This window comes from Herminiimonas contaminans (genome assembly GCF_015645465.1).
In the GTDB taxonomy this organism is placed as follows: Bacteria; Pseudomonadota; Gammaproteobacteria; order Burkholderiales; family Burkholderiaceae_D; genus Oxalicibacterium; species Oxalicibacterium contaminans.
In genome coordinates, this window is the sequence record NZ_JADOEL010000003.1 from 188445 (window position 1) to 207692 (window position 19248).

Here is a 19248-nt window from a genome sequence, read left to right on the forward strand (position 1 = left end):
GTGATACCAACCGAAACACCGATTTTGAATAAAACCATGCCTGAAAGTGATCTGGAGGGCGTGGATGATGGCGACGATCTGGCGCTGGAACTGCCGCCGATCGCCTTGGAATTAGGTCCTGAAGTATGTGGCGTCCGTTTGGACAAGGTGCTTTCCACCCTGGTTCCGCAGTATTCCCGCAGCCGCATGCAGCAATGGATAGATGGCGGCCATGTCAGCGTGGATGGCGAAGTTGCCCGCGCGAAAATGACGGTGTATGGCGATGAAAAGGTCGTCATCTACCCGCAACCTGCGCCTGAAGAGCAGGCTTTCAAGCCGGAAGCGATGGATCTGGCCATCGTGCACGAAGACAGTGAAATTCTGGTGATCAACAAACCGTACGGCCTGGTAGTACATCCGGCTGCCGGTAACTGGTCTGGCACCTTGCTGAATGGCTTGTTGCATTATTTGCCATCAATTTCCGGTGTGCCACGTGCCGGTATCGTGCATCGCCTGGACAAAGACACCAGCGGTCTGATGGTGGTCGCCAAAACCCTGATCGCGCATACCGACCTGGTGCGCCAACTGCAGGCACGCACTGTGAAGCGGGAGTACTTGGCGCTGGTTTGGGGTACGCCAAATATTACCGGCAAGGTAGATGCTTCCATCGGTCGCCATGCACGTGACCGCATCAAGATGGCGGTATCGGAAAACCTGACCGCCAAACCGGCGATCACGCATTACCAGCGACTGGCGACTGGCATGCTGGATGGCCGTCCGGTCAGCCTGATGCAATGTCGCCTTGAAACCGGCCGTACGCATCAGATTCGCGTGCACATGCAATCGATAGGTTTTGCACTGGTCGGTGACGCCTTGTATGGCAAGCAGCATTTGATGACAGCATTTCCACGCCAGGCACTGCATGCACGTCGTCTCGGCCTGATCCATCCGGTCAGTGGCGAGCAGCTGGAATGGGAAACAGAGTTGCCGCAGGACTTTGCTGAACTGGTAGAGCGGGCCGGCATTAAAACGTATTGATCGACGCATGTCGTGATCAAGGATGGGCTCACTATTTACGATGGTGAGCCCATTTTCATTATGTGATCCAGACGGCGCAGCGCGTTGCGTTCGCTGCCTTCCCTGGGCAGGGTCAGCGAGAGTACATTCGCACCAAAATGTGCGATATTCCGGGCGTGCAGATTGTGGGATTCCCACATCTTTTTGAATGCCTGGATAGCGATATCGCAAGGGTACTTTCTGGCAATGATGTCGCCCACAGAGAATTGCATTATCTGGCTACGATAAAGTGATGCGTGTTGGATCAAGATATCCAGTAAGGCGTCCTGTTGCGCGTCGGACAGTTTGTCAAAGTCACTGAACAGCGCAGGGATGAAGCTGGCGGTATGTGGTTTTTCTCCCAGTACGGCGTCGCTCAGTATTTCGCTATAAATCAGGAATATTTCATTGGGAATGACGGGGATAGCCAAGGTCAGGTTGTCCAGGGAAAAGGCTATGTCAGATAAGGTGTTGCTCTTCCATCTGGAGTCGCGCCGGCATGCTTGTATGCGCAGACGCAGTGCTTCAAGTGTTTCCATTATTTGCAATCGTTAACGCTGGGAATAAGTGCCTGGTGCGGGTGAGTGGGATTGTCTGGCGTGGCTATTGCTGAACCAACAGGAAAGCTCTCGAATGCGGCTACACATACTCGCTCGTAGTGAAGTTGCGACATTGCGTAAAATACGCACTTCGATCAGTACTTCGCATCATCAAACGTAATTGAAAGCACGCCGACTATGGAATTGATACTCCCGCAATGGGGCACCTCGCTGCCGCACACAGGCGCACTGGCAACCACACGGCCATGTGGGATCAGTACTGCGCCTTACGATGACGGGCAGGGCGGTGGTGGTTTGAACCTGGGCCTGCATGTCGGTGATGTGCTGGCGCATGTGGAACACAACCGTGCGCAAATCCGGCGCCAGCTACCAGCCGAACCGGCTTGGCTGACACAAGTGCACGGCACGACTGTGGTTGATGCAGCACAGGTATCCGGTGCGCCGGAAGCCGACGCCAGCTACACCACACAAGCTGGTGTGGTGTGCGCCATCATGACGGCAGATTGCCTGCCGGTGCTGTTTGCCGATGCCGGTGGTCGTGCGGTCGGTGCTGCCCATGCAGGTTGGCGTGGCCTGGCTGCAGGCGTGCTGGATAACACGGTGGCGCAGATGCGCGCGGCGGGTGCCGAGACTTTGCATGCATGGCTGGGGCCGGCGATCGGGCCGCAGCAATTTGAAGTCGGTGCGGATGTGTTGCAGGCTTTTGTGGCGCAGGACGCTGCAGCAGAGCAGGCGTTCCAACCTATCGCTGATAAACCGGGAAAATACCTGGCGGATATCTATCAATTGGCACGCCAGCGGCTGGCACGGCTGGGTGTGCACAAGGTCACGGGGGGGAATGCCTGCACGGTCAGTGATGCGCAGCGTTTTTACTCTTATCGGCGCGATGGTGTGACAGGGCGCATGGCGGCCCTGATCTGGTTGCGCTAAATCCTATTCTTTCAAGCTTCCGGCGGGCGTTCCGTACTCGCCGCTACTTCCTGTGATTTTTGCAGTTCCTCGCGGCGTTGCATTTCCTGCGCATAACGCTTGCGCTTGCGTCGTCCGCTACCCATCACGTATACAATAATCGTTACCGGCAAGACACCGTAGAGTAAAAAAGTCATAATTCCGGCTACGACCGATGTTTCTGTAATCGCCATCATAAAGACGACGTAGATCCAGGCGATGGCGACGATGTACATAGATATCTGCGGCGACGGTTCGAAACCGCAAAGATACTTGAAAAAGTGACGGAAAAGCGAGGAGCGAGCATGAATCAGCAGCAATCTTCCCCGAACGCCATGCCTGGCATGGGGATAGATCCGGCAGTGGCAGCGCAATTGCAAAGTGATTATGCGCAGCAGTTCATGACCTTATGGCAGCAGATGCTGAATTCAGAGGTGCCGCCGTTACGTGATAAGCGCTTTGCGGATCCGGCCTGGCAGTCCAGCACCATGCATGCCTTCAATGCAGCGGCCTATCTGCTGAATGCCAAATTCCTGGCGGCGATGGCAGATGCAGTACAGATGCCACCCAAAGCCAAACAAAAAGTCCGTTTCGCCGTGGAGCAAATGGTGAACGCGATGTCGCCGGCCAACTTCCTCTTTTCCAATCCCGAAGCGCAACAAAAGCTGATAGAGACCAAAGGCGCGAGCCTGACCAATGGTCTCAAGCATTTGTTCGAGGATATGCAAAAAGGGCGCATCTCGCAGAGCGATGAAACTGCGTTTGAAGTAGGGCGCAACGTGGCGATCACCGAAGGCGCGGTGGTGTTTGAAAATGACTTGTTTCAGTTGCTGCAATACAAGCCACTGACCGATACCGTTTACGAGCGCCCTTTGTTGCTGGTTCCGCCATGTATCAATAAATTCTACATACTCGACTTGCAGGCACATAACTCCTTCGTACGTTATGCAGTCGAGCAGGGACATACGGTATTCCTGATTTCATGGCGCAATGCCGATGCCTCGATCGCGCATGCGACCTGGAACGACTACATAGAAGAAGGCGTGCTGCAGGCCATGCATGTGGCGCAAGCCATCACACGCCAGAAAAAAATCAATGTGCTGGGCTTTTGTGTAGGTGGCACCATGCTGACCAATGCACTGGCGCTGGCGAGTGCGCGGGGCGAAGAACCAGCGGCCAGCCTGACCTTATTGACTACCTTCCTCGACTTCTCCGATACCGGCATCCTTGATGTGTATATCGATGAGGGCAAGATTAAGGAAATCGAGCAAGAGATAGGCAGCGGTGGTTTGATGAAAGGGCTGGACTTCAATGCCGCTTTCGCCAGCCTGCGCTCGAATGAACTGATCTGGAATTATGTCGCGTCGAATTACCTGAAAGGTGAAAATCCAGCGCCGTTCGACATGCTGTACTGGAATGCCGACAGCACCAATTTGCCTGGCCCCATGTATTGCTGGTACGTACGCAATACCTATCTGGAAAACAACCTCAAGCAATTCGGCAAATTCATGTTGGGTGGCAAGCCCATCGATTTGCGCGAAATCGATGCACCGAGTTTTATCTACGGTTCGCGCGAAGACCACATCGTGCCGTGGACCAGTGCATATGAATCAGTCAACATCCTGAACTGCAAAAAACCGCAGCAGAATCGTTTCGTACTCGGCGCGGCCGGGCATATTGCAGGCGTCATCAATCCGCCGGGCAAAAGTCGTCGCCAGTACTGGGTCAATGATGTGCAGGACGGGCTGGACGCCTTGTCATGGCTGGCGGGCGCGCAAGAAGTGGCGGGTAGCTGGTGGCCTGCGTGGACCGAATTCCTGGCTGGTCATTCCGGCAAGCAGGTGAAGGCCAGGAGCAAACTGGGCAATGCCAAATTCAAACCGATAGAGGCCGCGCCAGGCCGTTATGTGAAGGCAAAAGCTGCGTAAATAGCCGCCGCAGCGTAGCCGCAATGGAAAATCGTACTTCTTGAGGTAGGTCAAGGTGTCGCGTAATGTTGCGTAAACCTTTGTTTTTTCGCACTATAATGAAATGTCGAGGTAGACTCCGTTGGCTCTTTTTGGGTCGATTGATATAAACGCGTCGTGACGCAATAAGTTGGGATGACTGATGACGAGTACAAAAAAAATCTCCGAGCGCTTGATTAAGAAATATCCAAACCGTCGTCTGTATGACACGCAAACGAGTTCTTACATTACGCTCGCCGATGTCAAACAGTTGGTGCTGGATAGCGAGCAGTTCTCCGTGCTCGATGCTAAGACTGATGAAGATTTGACGCGTAGCATCCTGTTGCAGATCATCCTGGAAGAGGAAGCTAACGGCTCTCCTATGTTCTCCAGCGCTGCCTTATCGCAAATCATTCGTTACTACGGCCATGCGATGCAGGGCATGATGGGCTCCTATCTGGAAAAAAACATCCAGGCTTTCATCGACATCCAGAACAAGCTGACCGAAAACTCCAAGGACCTGTACGAAGGCAAGCCTTTCAGTCCGGAGATGTGGACACAGTTCATGAATGTGCAAGGCCCTATCATGCAAGGCATGATGAGCAACTACATCGAGCAAAGCAAAAGCCTGTTCGTACAAATGCAGGAACAAATGCAGACCCAGTCGAAAAACATGTTCGGCGCTTTCCCGTTTGCACCGCCAGCACCTCCGCCTGGCGATAAAAACAACAAGTAAGACCTTACTGCCGCTCGCATCATGCCGAGTGGCGGGCGTGGCGGGCAAAAGGGTACAATAGCGGCTTCGCTTTTAATGCCAGCTTTTTGCCCGCCTCAGCCATGACCAACGCTACACAAGTAACTCCCAAAATCGGCTTCGTTTCCCTCGGATGTCCGAAAGCCCTGGTCGACTCAGAACAAATCCTTACCCAGCTGCGCGCTGAAGGTTATGACACTGCCAAGTCTTATGACGGCGCAGATCTGGTGATCGTCAATACCTGCGGCTTCATTGATGCCGCCGTGCAGGAATCGCTGGACGCCATCGGCGAAGCGTTGAATGAAAACGGCAAAGTCATCGTCACAGGTTGCCTCGGTGCAAAGAAAGACGCTGACGGCGACGACATCATCCAGAAAGTCCACCCGAAAGTACTGGCCGTCACCGGCCCGCACGCACTGGGCGAAGTCATGGATGCGGTACATAAACACATGCCCAAGCCGCATGCACCGTTCATCGATCTGGTGCCGGCGCAGGGTATCAAGCTGACGCCCAAGCATTTTGCCTATCTGAAAATCTCCGAAGGTTGCAACCATCGTTGCAGTTTTTGCATCATCCCGTCTATGCGCGGTGACCTGGTATCGCGTCCTATCGCTGATGTCATGCTGGAAGCCGAGAACCTGTTCAAGGCAGGCGTCAAGGAATTGCTGGTGATTTCACAAGACACCAGCGCGTATGGCGTGGATGTGAAATTCCGCATGGGTTTCTGGAACGGCAAGCCGGTCAAAACTCATATGACGCAACTGGTCGAAGCGCTGGGCGAACTGGCCAAGCAATACGGTGCATGGGTCCGCCTGCACTACGTTTATCCATACCCGCACGTGGATGCCATCATTCCTATGATGGCCGAAGGCAAGATCCTGCCTTACCTCGACGTGCCGCTGCAGCACGCGCATCCGGATGTCCTGAAGCGTATGAAGCGTCCCGCCAGTGGCGAAAAGAATATCGAACGCATCCAGGCCTGGCGCGCGATGTGCCCGGACCTGACGATACGTTCCACCTTTATCGCTGGTTTCCCTGGCGAGACTGATGCCGAATTCGAATACTTGCTCGACTTCCTGAAAGAAGCCGAAATTGACCGCCTCGGTTGTTTTGCCTATTCGCCGGTAGAGGGCGCGACCGCGAATGACCTGCCGAATGCAGTGCCGGAAGAAGTGCGCGAAGAGCGTCGTGGCCGTGTCATGTTGCTGCAGGAAGAAATTTCCAAGAAGCGTCTGCAAGCCAAAGTCGGCAAGACCATGCGTGTACTGGTGGATGAAGTCAATCGCAATGGCGGCGTTGCACGTTCGGCTGCTGATGCACCGGAAATCGACGGCGTGGTCTACGTCAAGCCGCCGTATGAACCGCATCTGAAATTGAAAGTAGGTGAATTCATCGACGTCAAAATCACCGGCGCCGATGCACATGACCTGTGGGCCGAAGCATGATGAAAAAAGTTTTACTGAGTACCCTGATTGCGCTGGCTGCTGTCAGCACTGGCGTATCTGCACAAATCGCTGCACAAGGTAATGCACCAGCGTCGCAAACAGCACCTGCACCAGGCACCAACGTGCCAGCGCTGTTCCACAAACCGGTATTTTTTCGTGGCGTGGTCGGCGACATCAATGTGCAAGTCAATATCCGTCTGAAAGCAGATATCGATGAAGGCATAGAAGGTGAATACTTCATCTTTGGTAACTCGCACAAGATTCTGTTGGCTGGTGAAATCGAAGGTGACCAGCTCTTCATGGAAGAGTCGGAAAACGGCACCAACATTTCCGGTCAATGGGATGGCAAGCTGGAAGGCGATAGTCTGGTGGGTAGCTGGATGTCCGCCGATGGCACGATCACCAAACCATTTACGCTGAAAGCCGTCGTGCAAAAGCCTGCTGCACCAGCGCACGCTGCCAAGAAAGCCGCAAGCAATACTGCCAAACCATAATTCACCTCCGGGAGCGCGCGTGACTGACCGACCTACGTTACAGACGGCATTGATCCACAATGACTATCGCGCTCCGGACGGATTCTCCGCACTACCGCAAGCCATCCATCATGCATCGACGGTCCTGTTCAAGGATGTCGCCAGCATGCGCTCGCGCAACTGGCAGGATAAGAACGCCTACACCTACGGGTTGCACGGCACGCCGACCACCTTTACGCTGGAAGCACGACTCGCAGCGATAGAAGACGGCAAGCACTGTGTGCTCGCGCCGAGTGGCCTGGCAGCAATTGCCCTCGTGGATTTTGCTTTTCTCAAAAGCGGTGACGATGTACTGATACCGGATAACGTCTATAACCCGAACCGCGAACTGGCCAACTGGCTGCAGCAGGATTTCGGTATCACGGCACGTTATTACGATCCGCTGATAGGTGGCGACATCGCTGACCTGATCCAGTCGAATACACGCCTGATCTGGACTGAAGCGCCGGGTTCGGTGTCGATGGAAGTGCCGGACCTGCCTGCGATCTGCCGCGCTGCGCACGCCAAGGGCGTACTGGTCGCGCTGGACAATACCTGGTCTGCCGGTCTCGCTTTGCGCGGCTTCGAGCTGGGTGTGGACATCATCATGCAAGCCCTGACCAAATATCAGTCCGGTGGCTCGGATGTGTTGATGGGTGCGGTGATTACACAAGACAAGGCGCTGAACCAGAAGCTGGAAACCGCGCATATGCGCCTCGGCTTCGGCGTGGCGGCGGATGACGTGTATCTGGTCTTGCGCAGCTTGCCAACCATGAAGCTACGCTTCGAAGCGCATGATGCGGCAGCGCGTACCGTGGCTGCCTGGTTGCAGGCACGTCCTGAGATCGCTGCGGTCCTGCATCCGGCCTTGCCGGATTGTCCGGGACACGCGCTGTGGCAGCGTGACTTCAGCGGGGCCGGTGGTTTGTTCTCGGTTGTCTTCGATGCGTGCTACAGCGAAGCGCAGACTGATCGCTTTGTCGATAGCCTGCAACTTTTCAAAATCGGTTTTAGCTGGGGCGGGGTACACAGCCTGGCGGTACCGTATCGCATGCAGCATATGCGGCAGAACTGGCCGCACCAGGGACAACTGGTGCGCCTGAATATAGGGCTGGAAGATCCGCAAGACTTGATCGCCGATATCGAGCAGGCGTTCAAGGCGATGCAGGCATAGCCAGGCCTACGAACTACGGCAGTACAACGAGCACCCAAACGGGTGCTTTTTTATTGTGCGCATCCATTTAATCCCCTGTGCATTCTTGCACCAAAGCACGCCCCCAAGATAGAGCAATTTTGTGATCGCCTGCTCAAAGCGGCGCATCAGGATTGCGCGCTGACGGCTGAATGGCCGATTTCCGGCGAGTACGGAAATTGCTCAGTGTAATGAAGGGCTTAGCACACTGATCAGAGTGCAATCTCCCGCGTAAACAAGGGTTGGCATGCCACGTGCTTATCTCTGGCATGTCACATAGTTTTGGTGGCGTATTTACTGGGAGATTTTTATGGCGTTGGATAAATGGATTGCACGATGGTTGATGGTGGTTCCGGTCGCGCTGGCACTGCATTCGGGGGCACATGCCGAAACAGTGGCACGTTACGGGATCTCGATGGCGGATATTCCGCTGACTACAGGCCAGCCGGATCGCGGAGCTGGTGCTTATCAATTCACAGGTCACACAATTTATGATCCGCTGATCGCATGGGAAGCGAATATCGGCACACGTCCGGGCAAGCTGATTCCGGGTCTGGCAACTGAATGGAAGGTTGATCCCAAAGATCAAAAGAAATGGTTGTTCACGCTGCGCAAGGGCGTGAAATTCCATGACGGTTCCGACTTCAAGGCAGACGCCGTAGTGTGGAATCTGGACAAGGTGCTGAACGACAAGGCACCGCAGTTCGATGCCAAGCAAAGTGCGCAAGTACGTCCGCGTATTCCTTCCATCGTTTCGTATCGCAAGGTGAATGACAACACGGTAGAAATCACGACCAAGGAAGTCGATGCACTGTTCCCTTACCAATTGCCATGGTTCCTGATCTCCAGCCCGGCGCAATGGGAAAAGGTCGGTCGCGACTGGAATAAGTTTGCGTCGCAAGCATCCGGTACCGGCCCATTCAAACTGGACAAACTGGTACCGCGTGAGCGTGCTGAACTGGTCAAGAATGCAGGTTACTGGGACAAGTCGCGCCTGGCACAAACCGATCGCGTGATCCTGTTGCCTATCCCTGATGCACTGACCCGCGCCAATGCCTTGCTGAATGGCCAGGTCGACATCATCGAAACGCCACCACCAGATGTCCTGCCGCAACTGAAAAGCTCGGGCTTCAAACTGGTGACCAACGTGACACCACACGTCTGGCCTTACCACTTCAGCACCCAGCCTGGTTCGCCATGGACCGATATCCGTGTGCGTAAAGCAGCCAACCTGGCAGTCGATCGCAGCGGCATTGTGGCATTGATGAATGGCCTGGCAGTGCCTGCTTATGGCCAGCTCGATCCGACCAGCCCATGGTTCGGCAAACCGACATTCAAAATCAAGTATGACCTCGCTGCGGCACGTGCCCTGATGGCACAAGCCGGTTACAGCCCAAGCAAGCCACTGAAAGCGAAGATCGTGATTGCACAAGGTGGTACAGGTCAGATGTTGTCCTTGCCTATGAATGAATACATCCAGCAAAGTCTCGCGGAAATCGGCATCCAGGTGCAGTTTGAAGTAGTGGAGCTGGAAACCCTGTACCTGCACTGGCGTAGTGGCGCCAAGGGCGATATCAACGCAGGCAAAGGCATCACTGCGATCAACCTTGGTTACGTAACGGCTGACCCGTTCTATGCGCTCACCCGTTTTGCTGACAGCCGTTATGTCGCACCGAACGGCGTGAACTGGGGTGGCTGGTCGAATCCGAAAGTAGATGCTGAACTGGATCAGATCCGCACCACCTTCGACGTCAAGGTGCAGGACAAATTGCTGGCGCAAGTGCACCAGGCGATGGTTGATGATGCCCTGATGCTGTGGGTAGTACATGACGTCAATCCGCACGTGATTTCGCCAAAAGTGAAGGGCTTTATCCAGGCTCAACACTGGTTCCAGGATCTGACCACGATCCGTATGTAACAAGCGTGAAGGGCGGGGCGCTCGCGCCTCGTCCACCCTTTCTGTATCACTGAGAGTTGTCCATGTTTTCCTATATTTTGAAGCGTTTGCTGTATGCAATTCCGATTGCGCTGAGCGTGACGATCTTGTCTTTCATGCTGGTGTATCTGGCACCTGGCGATCCCCTGAATGCGATCGCTCCGGCCGATGCGCCTGCGGATGTGATCGCCGCACTGAAGAGTGCTTATGGCCTGGATAAGCCGGTACCGGTGCAGTACGGCATGTGGCTGGCACGTGCGGTGCAGGGTGATCTGGGTACCTCGATTGCATCTGGTCGCCAGGTGGTGACCGAAGTCATGAGCGCGGTTAGTAATACCTTGTTGCTGGCCGGGATTGCCGGCTTCATCGGTGTGTTGTTCGGTTGTGTGCTGGGTGCGCTGGCCGGCTATTGGCATGGTGGCTGGATAGACCGCATTGCGACCTTTCTGTCAGTCATAGGCGTGAGTGTGCCGCACTATTGGCTGGGTTTGGTATTAACGATTATTTTTTCCATCTGGCTGGGCTGGTTCCCGGCGATGGGTGCAGGGCCCGGCGGCTCGTCCGAGTGGCTGTGGGATTACGAACATATACGGCATTTGATATTGCCTGCGGTCACGCTGGCGGTGATTCCTATGGGCATCATCACGCGTACCGTGCGGGCACTGGTAGCCGATATGCTGGAACAGGAATTCGTGATTGCCCTGCGTGCACGCGGCCTGAGCAATCGCGCCATCTTCCGTCACATCGCAAAGAACACGGCACCAACCGTGCTTGCAGTGGCTGGCTTGCAGATCGGTTACCTGATGGGCGGTTCCATCCTGGTCGAAACTGTATTCGCGTGGCCGGGTACCGGCTTCCTGCTGAACACTGCCATCTTTCAGCGCGACATGCCGCTGCTGCAAGGCACGATCCTGGTGCTGTGCATGTTCTTTGTCGGCTTGAATCTGATCGTCGATATCCTGCAACCGCTGCTTGATCCACGTATGGGACGTTGACTATGGCTTACTCTTTGAATTTTGCACCGCAGGTCGCGGTTCCCGTTTTACCGACACCGGCACGCGGTTACTGGAGCAAGGTCTTGCGCCAGCTGATGCGCGATCCGGTCGCGATGACGGCAGCGCTGGTGGTGTTCCTGATTGTATGTGCGGCGGTGTTTGCGCCGTGGCTGGCACCGATGGACCCGTACAAGGGCAGCATGATACGACGCTTGCTGCCGATAGGTAGCGAAGGCTATCTGCTCGGTACCGATGAATTGGGGCGCGATATGTTGAGTCGCCTGATGTACGGTGGTCGTCTGTCCTTGCTGATGGGCGTGACGCCGGTGCTGGCAGCCTTCGGTATCGGTACATCTATCGGTTTGCTGGCGGGCTATGTCGGTGGACGCGTGAACATGGTCATCATGCGCGTGCTGGACGTGTTCTATGCCTTCCCGTCGGTGTTGCTGGCAGTCGCCATCTCCGGCGCGCTGGGACCAGGCATGACGAACAGCATACTCGCGCTGACGCTGGTCTTCGTGCCACAGGTAGTGCGCGTAGCGGAGAGTGTCACCACACAAGTACGCAAGCTCGATTACATCGAAGCGGCACGCATGAGCGGCGCGAGTGCGTTCTCGATTATCCGCGTGCACGTGCTGGGCAATGTGCTGGGGCCGGTGTTTGTGTATGCGACCGGTTTGCTCAGCGTCAGCATGATTCTGGCGGCAGGTTTGTCCTTCCTCGGCCTGGGCGTCAAACCGCCAGAGCCTGAATGGGGACTGATGCTGAACACCTTGCGTTCGGCCATCTTCCGTAATCCGTGGGTCGCGGCTTTGCCGGGCTTGCTGATTTTTATCACGTCCATCGGCTTTAACCTGTTGGCTGATGGCGTGCGCTCTGCTATGGATATACGCCGATGAAACAAGAAACTGTAAGCCTGGCTTCAACAGATAAAGGCGGCCCTGCGCAGCCACTGTTGATGATCAAGGATTTGAAAAAGTACTTCCCGGTGCGCGGCGAACTGTTCCAGCGCGAACGCAAATTCGTGCACGCAGTCGATGGTGTCAGCTTCTCGGTCGCCAAGGGCAAGACCCTGGGCATCGTCGGTGAATCCGGCTGTGGCAAGTCGACCACGGCACGCCTGATCGCACGCCTGCTTACACCTGATAGCGGCAACATGATTTTCGACGGTGAAGGCGTAGCTGAATTCGGTGGCCTCGAATTCAAGGAATTCCGGCGCAACCTGCAAATGGTGTTTCAGGATTCTTTTGCTTCACTCAATCCGCGCCTGACAATTAGCGAGACGGTCGCTTACGGTCCGCAGGCACACGGTGTTTCGAAAACTCAGGCTACCGAACGTGCGCATGCCTTGCTGGCACGTGTAGGGCTCAGGCCTGAGTTATTCGCCTCACGTTATCCGCATGAGTTGTCCGGAGGCCAACGTCAGCGCGTCAACATCGCGCGCGCACTGGCTTTCGAGCCGCGTCTGGTGATCCTGGATGAAGCGGTCGCAGCACTGGATAAATCGGTACAGGCGCAGGTATTGAACCTGCTGCAGGAATTGAAGGCGGAGCATGACCTGACTTATCTCTTCATCTCGCATGACTTGCACGTAGTGCATTACATCAGCGATGAAGTGATGGTGATGTATATGGGGCAGGTGGTAGAGATGGGTCCGGTCGAAGATATCTACGGCAACTCGCGTCATCCTTATACGCGTGCCCTGTTGTCTGCGGTGCCATCTATGGACCCGGCCAACCGCACGCAACATACGCCGCTCAGTGGCGATCCGCCCAACCCGATCAATCCGCCCAGCGGTTGCCGATTCCGTGAACGTTGCCCGCATGCAGAAGCAATATGCGCGGCGCAGGTACCTGCGTTGATAGCGGCAGATGGCAATGCGGCGCATACCGTGGCCTGCCATATGAATGATCCGGAGTCTGGTCACAAGCAAACCTTGATGGAGGTGGCAGCATGAGCAAGCCTTTGGTATCGGTACGTGACTTGACGGTGGAGTTTGTCGGTAATCGTCGCGCGCATGCTTTGGATAAGATCAGCTTTGATTTGCAGGCTGGGGAAGTGCTGGGTTTGCTGGGCGAATCCGGTTCCGGCAAGAGTGTGACCCTGCGCACGCTGCTGCGTCTGCATCCGCTGCGTACTACCCGTATCAGCGGCAGCATGGAAGTGGATGGCATGGATGTGCTGGCATTGAAAGGCCGTGAGCTGGATGCGTATCGCGGTGGTACAACTTCGATGGTATTTCAGGAGCCGGGTCTGGCGTTCGATCCGGTCTACACCATAGGGCAGCAGATCACTGAAGCGATACGTGCACATGAAGCGCTGGATCATCGTGGCGCGATGCAACGCGCCTTGCAAATGCTGGAACGGGTGCAGATACCTCAAGCGCGTCGCCGCTACGATGCGTATCCGCATGAGCTGTCTGGTGGCATGCGTCAACGCGCCATGATCGCGCTGGCACTCGCATGCAAGCCCAAGCTTTTGCTGGCGGATGAGCCGACCACGGCGCTGGATGCGACCGTGCAAATTCAGATCCTGTTGCTATTGCGTGAGCTACAAAAGGAAACCGGGATGTCGGTGATTTTTGTTACGCACGATATAGGCGCAGCGGTTGAAGTCGCAGACAAAATAGCCGTGATGTACGGTGGTCGTATCGTCGAAGAGAATACGGTGGCTGGCATCGTGCATAGTCCGCGTCATCCATACACGGCGGGTTTGCTGGCATCCACAGTGAGTACCGAGAATCGCGGCAAGCCTTTGCTCGCGGTGCCGGGCTCACCGCCGGATTTGTCGGCCTTGCCGCCGGGCTGCAGCTTCGCGCCACGTTGCAGCAATGCACGGCAACAATGCGCTAGCGAGAAACCGCAAGTGATGTCAGTCAATGGCGAACGTCTGGCTTGCTGGAACCCGGTATTACCTTTGCTGAAGGAGGAGACTGAACTAGCCACTGCATAAGCAGGGCCGGTAAAAAAAAAGCGTCCATACGGACGCTTTTTTTATGGGCTATGCCTTCATGGCATGGGCTTGTTGTCGTTCAGGTCGACTATGCCCTTGATCAGGCGATACAGTTTCCATATCCACGCTACGGTCCACAAGAGGAAGGCAGCCGGTATGCCTATGATGGTGACGTAAAGCAGGCAACCTACTGTCATCCATACGAGATACCACCAAAAGGAGCGGATTTGCCAGCCATGATGGCTGTAGACAAAGGTATTGGCGGAGTCTGCCCGTTTGACGTAGTTGATGATGAGTGGGATGAAGGAAAATAAGCCCAGCGAAAACACCAGGCTGGCTGCGTGGCCCAGATATAGCCACCAGGCAAGGTTCTTTGCGGATCGCAATGAACTGTCTAAAACGAGATTTTGGTTCATGGCGAGTCCTTATTAATATGCACTGCAATAAGATGGCTTGCTGACTACAAAGTTCCTTGTATCAACTTTTGCGAGCTGATACGCATTTACTTACGTACTTACTTGTGAAACAGGTTGAGGATGCCGTCCAGTCCGACGAAGTTCAACGCGATGTCTGCCTGTGCGCGGACCACCGGTTTGGCACGGAAGGCGACTGACAGACCTGCAATGCTCATCATCTTCAGGTCGTTCGCGCCATCGCCCATGACGATAGTCTGTTCCGGTGAGATACCCGTTTCCTGGCACACGCGTTCTACTGTCCGTTTCTTTTCTTCGCCATCGACGATGCCGCCTATGACTTTACCGGTCAGCTTGCCGTCGACGATTTCCAGTTGGTTCGAATGTGTGTAATCGAGTTGCAAGCGTTGCTTCATACGGTCGGTGAAGTAGGTGAAGCCACCGGACACCAGCAGGCTTTTCATGCCGAGCGCCTGCAAGCCCTGCAACATCTTTTCTGCACCAGGCGATAGCTGCAAACGCTCGTCATAGACACGTTGCAAGGCGCTGGCGTCCAGCCCTTGGAGCAGGGCGACGCGGCGTGTCAGGCTTTCCTTGAATTCCAGTTCACCACGCATCGCAGCTTCGGTGATTTCTGCGACTTGCGGCTTCAGGCCTTGCATATCCGCGATTTCATCGATGCACTCGATGGTGATCAACGTGGAATCCATATCCATCGCGACCAGCTTGAAATCGGATAGCGAGCGGCTGCGTTCGATGAAGGCGTAATCCAGTTTGGCGGCCCAGGCTGCGATATCGATTTGTGACTTCACTTCATCGTTATAGCTGCAGTCCAGGCAGCGGTAAGCGTGCTCGCCGATCGCAACGATAGAGCGCGGGCGTGCCAACTCGGCGATTTGTTCGACGATGTGGCGTTGAGTGCTGAGGCCTTGCAGGATCAGATTCATAAGTCAGTCAGTTTAGTTAAGCAGGGCACGTATGGTGTTTTTAATCTGCCCTACGCGTGCAGCCAGATCCGGCATATTTGCAGTGATACGCAATTTGTCCTGGCCGTTCAATTTTATATGACGATTTTTTTGGATCAACTCTATGATACGCATCGCATCGATAGGAGGGTTAGGTTCGAACTGCAGCGTTGCCGATTCTGCGTGTGCATCGATCTTGATAATACCAACCGGAATCGCTGCGACCCGCAAACGGTGTGTTTCTACCAATGCCTGTGCCGCATCCGGTAATTTACCAAAACGGTCTATCAATTCTTCCTGCAAGTCGTTGATGGCGTCTGCCGTTTTGCAGTTGGCCAGGCGTTTGTAGATCGACAAACGCTCATGCACATCGCCGCAATAGGTGTTCGGCAAGAGTGCAGGTACGTGCAGATTGATTTCGGTGGTGCTGGCCAGAGGTGCTGCCAGATCCGGCTCCTTGCCATTCTTGAGCGAACGTACAGCCTCATTCAGCATGTCCGAATAGAGCTGGAACCCGATCTCACTCATCTCGCCGGACTGATTGTCACCCAGTACTTCACCTGCGCCACGGATTTCCAGATCGTGCATGGCCAGATAAAAGCCGCTGCCCAGTTCTTCCATTTGCTGGATGGCGTCGAGGCGACGTTGCGCCAGCTTGCTCAAGCCTTGTACATCGTGCACCAGCAGATAAGCATAAGCCTGGTGATGCGAACGACCGACACGACCGCGCAGTTGATGTAGTTGTGCCAGGCCGAATTTATCGGCTCTGTGCATGATGATGGTGTTGGCAGTCGGGACGTCGATACCTGTTTCGATAATCGTTGTACACAGCAGGATGTTGAAACGCTGCGCCACGAAGTCGCGCATGATACGTTCCAGGTCGCGCTCGTGCAGCTGGCCATGCGCGACGCCTATGCGCGCTTCCGGCATCAGCTCTTCCAGCATGGCTTTGCGGTTTTGTATGGTCTCGACTTCATTGTGCAGGAAGTAAACCTGGCCACCACGCTTCAATTCACGCAAGCATGCTTCGCGTATGACTGAGTCGTTTTCACTACGGACGAAGGTTTTGATCGCCAGACGTTTTTGTGGTGCTGTGGCGATGATGGAGAAATCACGCAAACCTTCCAGTGCCATACCCAGCGTACGCGGGATAGGGGTGGCAGTCAGCGTCAATACGTCGACCTCGGCACGCAAGGCTTTCAGTGCTTCTTTCTGACGCACGCCAAACCTGTGCTCTTCGTCGATGATGACCAGACCTAGACGCGAGAATTTGATGTCACCGGACAGCAGCTTGTGCGTGCCGATCACGATATCGATGGTGCCATCGGCCATGCCTTTGATCGCTTGCGTTACTTCCTTAGCGGTACGGAAGCGTGACAATTCGGCGATGCGTACCGGCCAGTCGGCAAAGCGATCGGCGAAGGTTTGCGCATGTTGTTCCGCCAGCAGCGTGGTTGGTGCCAGGATAGCGACCTGTTTGCCGCCGAGTACCGCAACGAAAGCGGCGCGCAATGCAACTTCGGTTTTGCCGAAGCCGACATCGCCGCAAATCAGCCTGTCCATCGGTTTGCCGCTGGTCATGTCCTCGATCACAGACTTGATGGCGGCAGCTTGGTCGGCGGTTTCTTCAAAGCCGAAGCTTTCGGCAAAGGCTTGGTAGTCATGCGCCGAATATTCGAAGCTGTGGCCTTCGCGCAGTGCGCGGCGGGCATACAGGTTCAGCAGTTCGGCAGCAGTGTCACGGATTTTTTCGGCAGCGCGGCGTTTGGCTTTTTCCCATTGGCCGGAGCCGAGTGCGTGCAGTGGCGCATCTTCCGGTGAGGCACCGGAGTAGCGCGAGATCACGTGCAGTTGCGAAACCGGCACATATAGCTTGGTGTCCTTCGCATATTCGAGGTGCAGGAATTCGGTTTCGCCTTCACCCAGATCCATGCTGGCCAGGCCCATGTAGCGGCCTATACCGTGATTGACGTGCACGACCGGATCGCCGATTTTGAGTTCGGACAGGTCGCGCACCATGGATTCGACCTGGGTTGCTCCCTCCTGCTTCTTGCTGCCGACACGACGGCCGGAGCCTGCGTACAACTCGGTTTCGGTAATGAAGGCGAGGCCACCCAGTGCATTACCCAGCTCGAAACCGGCGTGCATGGGCGCGACGCCCAGCATCAGTTTGGCAGACGCTGTGCTGAAGTCGGCAAAGCCTTCAGTCGGGGTCAGCGCTAAATCATATTCATTGAAATACTGCTGCAAGGTTTCGCGCCGGCCATTGCTTTCCGCGCAAATCATGACGCGCTTGTCGGTTTGCAGCAGGTAGGCGCGGAGGTTGACTAGCGGGTCGTCGGCACGACGATTGACTGCGATATTCGGCAATGGTGCTGATAATTCGGACGCGACGTCCTGGTTCTGTATCACCCAGCGGCCAAATGGTTTGGCCAGCGTGAAAAAGTTTTCATCGCTGAGGAAGATTTGTTCCGGCGCGAGGATAGGGCGCTCACGATCCGACTTGAGGAAGCGGTAGCGCGATTGCGTATCGTCCCAGAAGCGTTTGATTGCAGCTTCTATATCGCCTACCAGTGCGAAGGTCGCATCGCCGGGCAAATAATCGAACAGGGTATTCGTTTGTTCGAAGAACAGCGGCAGATAGTATTCGATGCCGGCAGATGCAATGCCGCTGCCTATGTCTTTGTAAATCACCGAACGGCTAGGATCACCCTCGAACACTTCACGCCAGCGACCACGGAAAGCGGTGCGCGCTTCTTCGTCCATCGGGAATTCGCGCGCCGGTAACAGGCGCACTTCCTTGACCGGATACAGCGAGCGCTGCGTATCGGCGTCAAAGGTGCGTATGCTGTCTATGGTGTCGCCAAACAAGTCGATACGGTAAGGCAGTACCGAACCCATAGGATAGATATCGATCAGGCCACCGCGCACCGAGTACTCGCCGGGCGACATGACTTGCTTGACCGGGCTGTAACCAGCCAGTTGCAATTGCGCCTTCAGCTTGGCTTCGTCCAGCGTTTCGCCTTGTTTGAAGAAAAAGGTATAGGACGCAAGGAAAGCAGGCGGTGCCATGCGCACCAGCGCCGTGGTGGCCGGTACGATCAGGACGTCGCAGTGACCGTTCAAGACTTCGTACAGCGTTGCCAGACGCTCGGAAACCAGGTCCTGGTGTGGTGAAAAGGCGTCGTAAGGCAAGGTTTCCCAATCCGGCAGCAAATGGCAGCGCAGATCGTTTGGTTCTTTGCCGAACCACGGGATTTCTGCCAACAGGCGTTGCGCGTCGCTGGCGTTCGCCACGACGACTGTCAACATGCGTTTCTGCGACTTGAGTTCAGCTGCGGCTTGCGCCAATACATAGGCATCCGCCGAACCGTGTACCGGGGGCAGGACAAAACGCGTAGCGGGCTTGGGAAGTGATTTTTTTAGGTCGAATGACATCAAATAGTGACATTAAAAATGTCAGGGTGGTCAAAAAGCACCGGCTAACTTGCCTGCAGGCACTTCATTTGACAGTGAAAAATTATGATGAGATTATAAACCAAGCCCTCCCTCCCGTCGGGCGCGTGCGCAATCCATAAGGGATAGCCCCATAATA

General features: G+C 55.2%; 17 protein-coding genes. 12 read left to right on the forward strand and 5 right to left on the reverse strand.

Annotation, left to right across the window (positions count from 1 at the left end):
- Nucleotides 1-36: 36 nt before the first annotated feature.
- Nucleotides 37-1017, forward strand: a complete 981-nt coding sequence (locus IXC47_RS05365) for an RluA family pseudouridine synthase (protein ID WP_230089407.1) — start codon at nucleotides 37-39, stop codon at nucleotides 1015-1017.
- A gap of 35 nt (nucleotides 1018-1052) precedes the next feature.
- On the opposite strand, the gene IXC47_RS05370 is transcribed toward IXC47_RS05365, so the two are convergent.
- Nucleotides 1053-1574 (reverse strand): hypothetical protein, encoded by a 522-nt coding sequence (locus IXC47_RS05370; protein WP_195874929.1) that lies wholly within the window; start codon nucleotides 1572-1574, stop codon nucleotides 1053-1055.
- 198 nt (nucleotides 1575-1772) lie between these two features.
- Here IXC47_RS05370 and pgeF point away from each other — a divergent pair, with 198 nt between their 5' ends.
- A complete protein-coding gene (pgeF, locus tag IXC47_RS05375; RefSeq protein ID WP_175626647.1) occupies nucleotides 1773-2525 on the forward strand; it encodes a peptidoglycan editing factor PgeF in 753 nt (250 codons plus the stop codon).
- 11 nt (nucleotides 2526-2536) lie between these two features.
- On the opposite strand, the gene IXC47_RS05380 is transcribed toward pgeF, so the two are convergent.
- Nucleotides 2537-2779 (reverse strand): hypothetical protein, encoded by a 243-nt coding sequence (locus IXC47_RS05380; RefSeq protein ID WP_195874930.1) that lies wholly within the window; start codon nucleotides 2777-2779, stop codon nucleotides 2537-2539.
- Between the two features lie 69 nt (nucleotides 2780-2848).
- Here IXC47_RS05380 and IXC47_RS05385 point away from each other — a divergent pair, with 69 nt between their 5' ends.
- The 10 genes from IXC47_RS05385 (at nucleotide 2849) to IXC47_RS05430 (ending at nucleotide 14275) form a co-directional block, all read left to right on the forward strand.
- A complete protein-coding gene (locus IXC47_RS05385; RefSeq protein ID WP_195874931.1) occupies nucleotides 2849-4471 on the forward strand; it encodes a PHA/PHB synthase family protein in 1623 nt (540 codons plus the stop codon).
- A gap of 181 nt (nucleotides 4472-4652) precedes the next feature.
- The gene (phaR, locus tag IXC47_RS05390) at nucleotides 4653-5225 is read left to right on the forward strand and encodes a polyhydroxyalkanoate synthesis repressor PhaR (protein ID WP_012079253.1); all 573 of its coding nucleotides are present in this window, start codon (nucleotides 4653-4655) and stop codon (nucleotides 5223-5225) included.
- A gap of 101 nt (nucleotides 5226-5326) precedes the next feature.
- Nucleotides 5327-6688, forward strand: coding sequence for a 30S ribosomal protein S12 methylthiotransferase RimO (rimO, locus tag IXC47_RS05395; RefSeq protein ID WP_195874932.1), 1362 nt, complete (start codon nucleotides 5327-5329; stop codon nucleotides 6686-6688).
- Nucleotides 6685-7182, forward strand: coding sequence for a hypothetical protein (locus tag IXC47_RS05400; protein ID WP_195874933.1), 498 nt, complete (start codon nucleotides 6685-6687; stop codon nucleotides 7180-7182). The genes rimO and IXC47_RS05400 overlap by 4 nt, the downstream gene beginning before the upstream one ends.
- Before the next feature lie 19 nt (nucleotides 7183-7201).
- Nucleotides 7202-8374, forward strand: coding sequence for a cystathionine beta-lyase (locus IXC47_RS05405; protein WP_195874934.1), 1173 nt, complete (start codon nucleotides 7202-7204; stop codon nucleotides 8372-8374).
- Between the two features lie 328 nt (nucleotides 8375-8702).
- The gene (locus IXC47_RS05410) at nucleotides 8703-10310 is read left to right on the forward strand and encodes an ABC transporter substrate-binding protein (protein WP_195874935.1); all 1608 of its coding nucleotides are present in this window, start codon (nucleotides 8703-8705) and stop codon (nucleotides 10308-10310) included.
- 62 nt (nucleotides 10311-10372) lie between these two features.
- The gene (locus tag IXC47_RS05415) at nucleotides 10373-11323 is read left to right on the forward strand and encodes an ABC transporter permease (RefSeq protein ID WP_195874936.1); all 951 of its coding nucleotides are present in this window, start codon (nucleotides 10373-10375) and stop codon (nucleotides 11321-11323) included.
- Between the two features lie 2 nt (nucleotides 11324-11325).
- Nucleotides 11326-12222 (forward strand): ABC transporter permease, encoded by an 897-nt coding sequence (locus tag IXC47_RS05420; RefSeq protein ID WP_195874937.1) that lies wholly within the window; start codon nucleotides 11326-11328, stop codon nucleotides 12220-12222.
- Nucleotides 12219-13280: an ABC transporter ATP-binding protein gene (locus IXC47_RS05425; protein WP_195874938.1), complete on the forward strand. Its 1062-nt coding sequence runs from the start codon at nucleotides 12219-12221 to the stop codon at nucleotides 13278-13280. Before IXC47_RS05420 ends, IXC47_RS05425 begins: the two co-directional genes overlap by 4 nt.
- The gene (locus IXC47_RS05430; protein WP_195874939.1) at nucleotides 13277-14275 is read left to right on the forward strand and encodes an ABC transporter ATP-binding protein; all 999 of its coding nucleotides are present in this window, start codon (nucleotides 13277-13279) and stop codon (nucleotides 14273-14275) included. Before IXC47_RS05425 ends, IXC47_RS05430 begins: the two co-directional genes overlap by 4 nt.
- A gap of 56 nt (nucleotides 14276-14331) precedes the next feature.
- On the opposite strand, the gene IXC47_RS05435 is transcribed toward IXC47_RS05430, so the two are convergent.
- From IXC47_RS05435 to mfd, 3 genes are all read right to left on the reverse strand, one after another.
- On the reverse strand, nucleotides 14332-14691 hold the full coding sequence (locus tag IXC47_RS05435) for a DUF4870 family protein (RefSeq protein WP_195874940.1): 360 nt from the start codon (nucleotides 14689-14691) through the stop codon (nucleotides 14332-14334).
- A gap of 98 nt (nucleotides 14692-14789) precedes the next feature.
- Nucleotides 14790-15635 (reverse strand): phosphoserine phosphatase SerB, encoded by an 846-nt coding sequence (gene serB / locus IXC47_RS05440; RefSeq protein ID WP_175626659.1) that lies wholly within the window; start codon nucleotides 15633-15635, stop codon nucleotides 14790-14792.
- 12 nt (nucleotides 15636-15647) lie between these two features.
- On the reverse strand, nucleotides 15648-19091 hold the full coding sequence (gene mfd, locus IXC47_RS05445; protein WP_175626660.1) for a transcription-repair coupling factor: 3444 nt from the start codon (nucleotides 19089-19091) through the stop codon (nucleotides 15648-15650).
- Nucleotides 19092-19248: the final 157 nt, after the last annotated feature.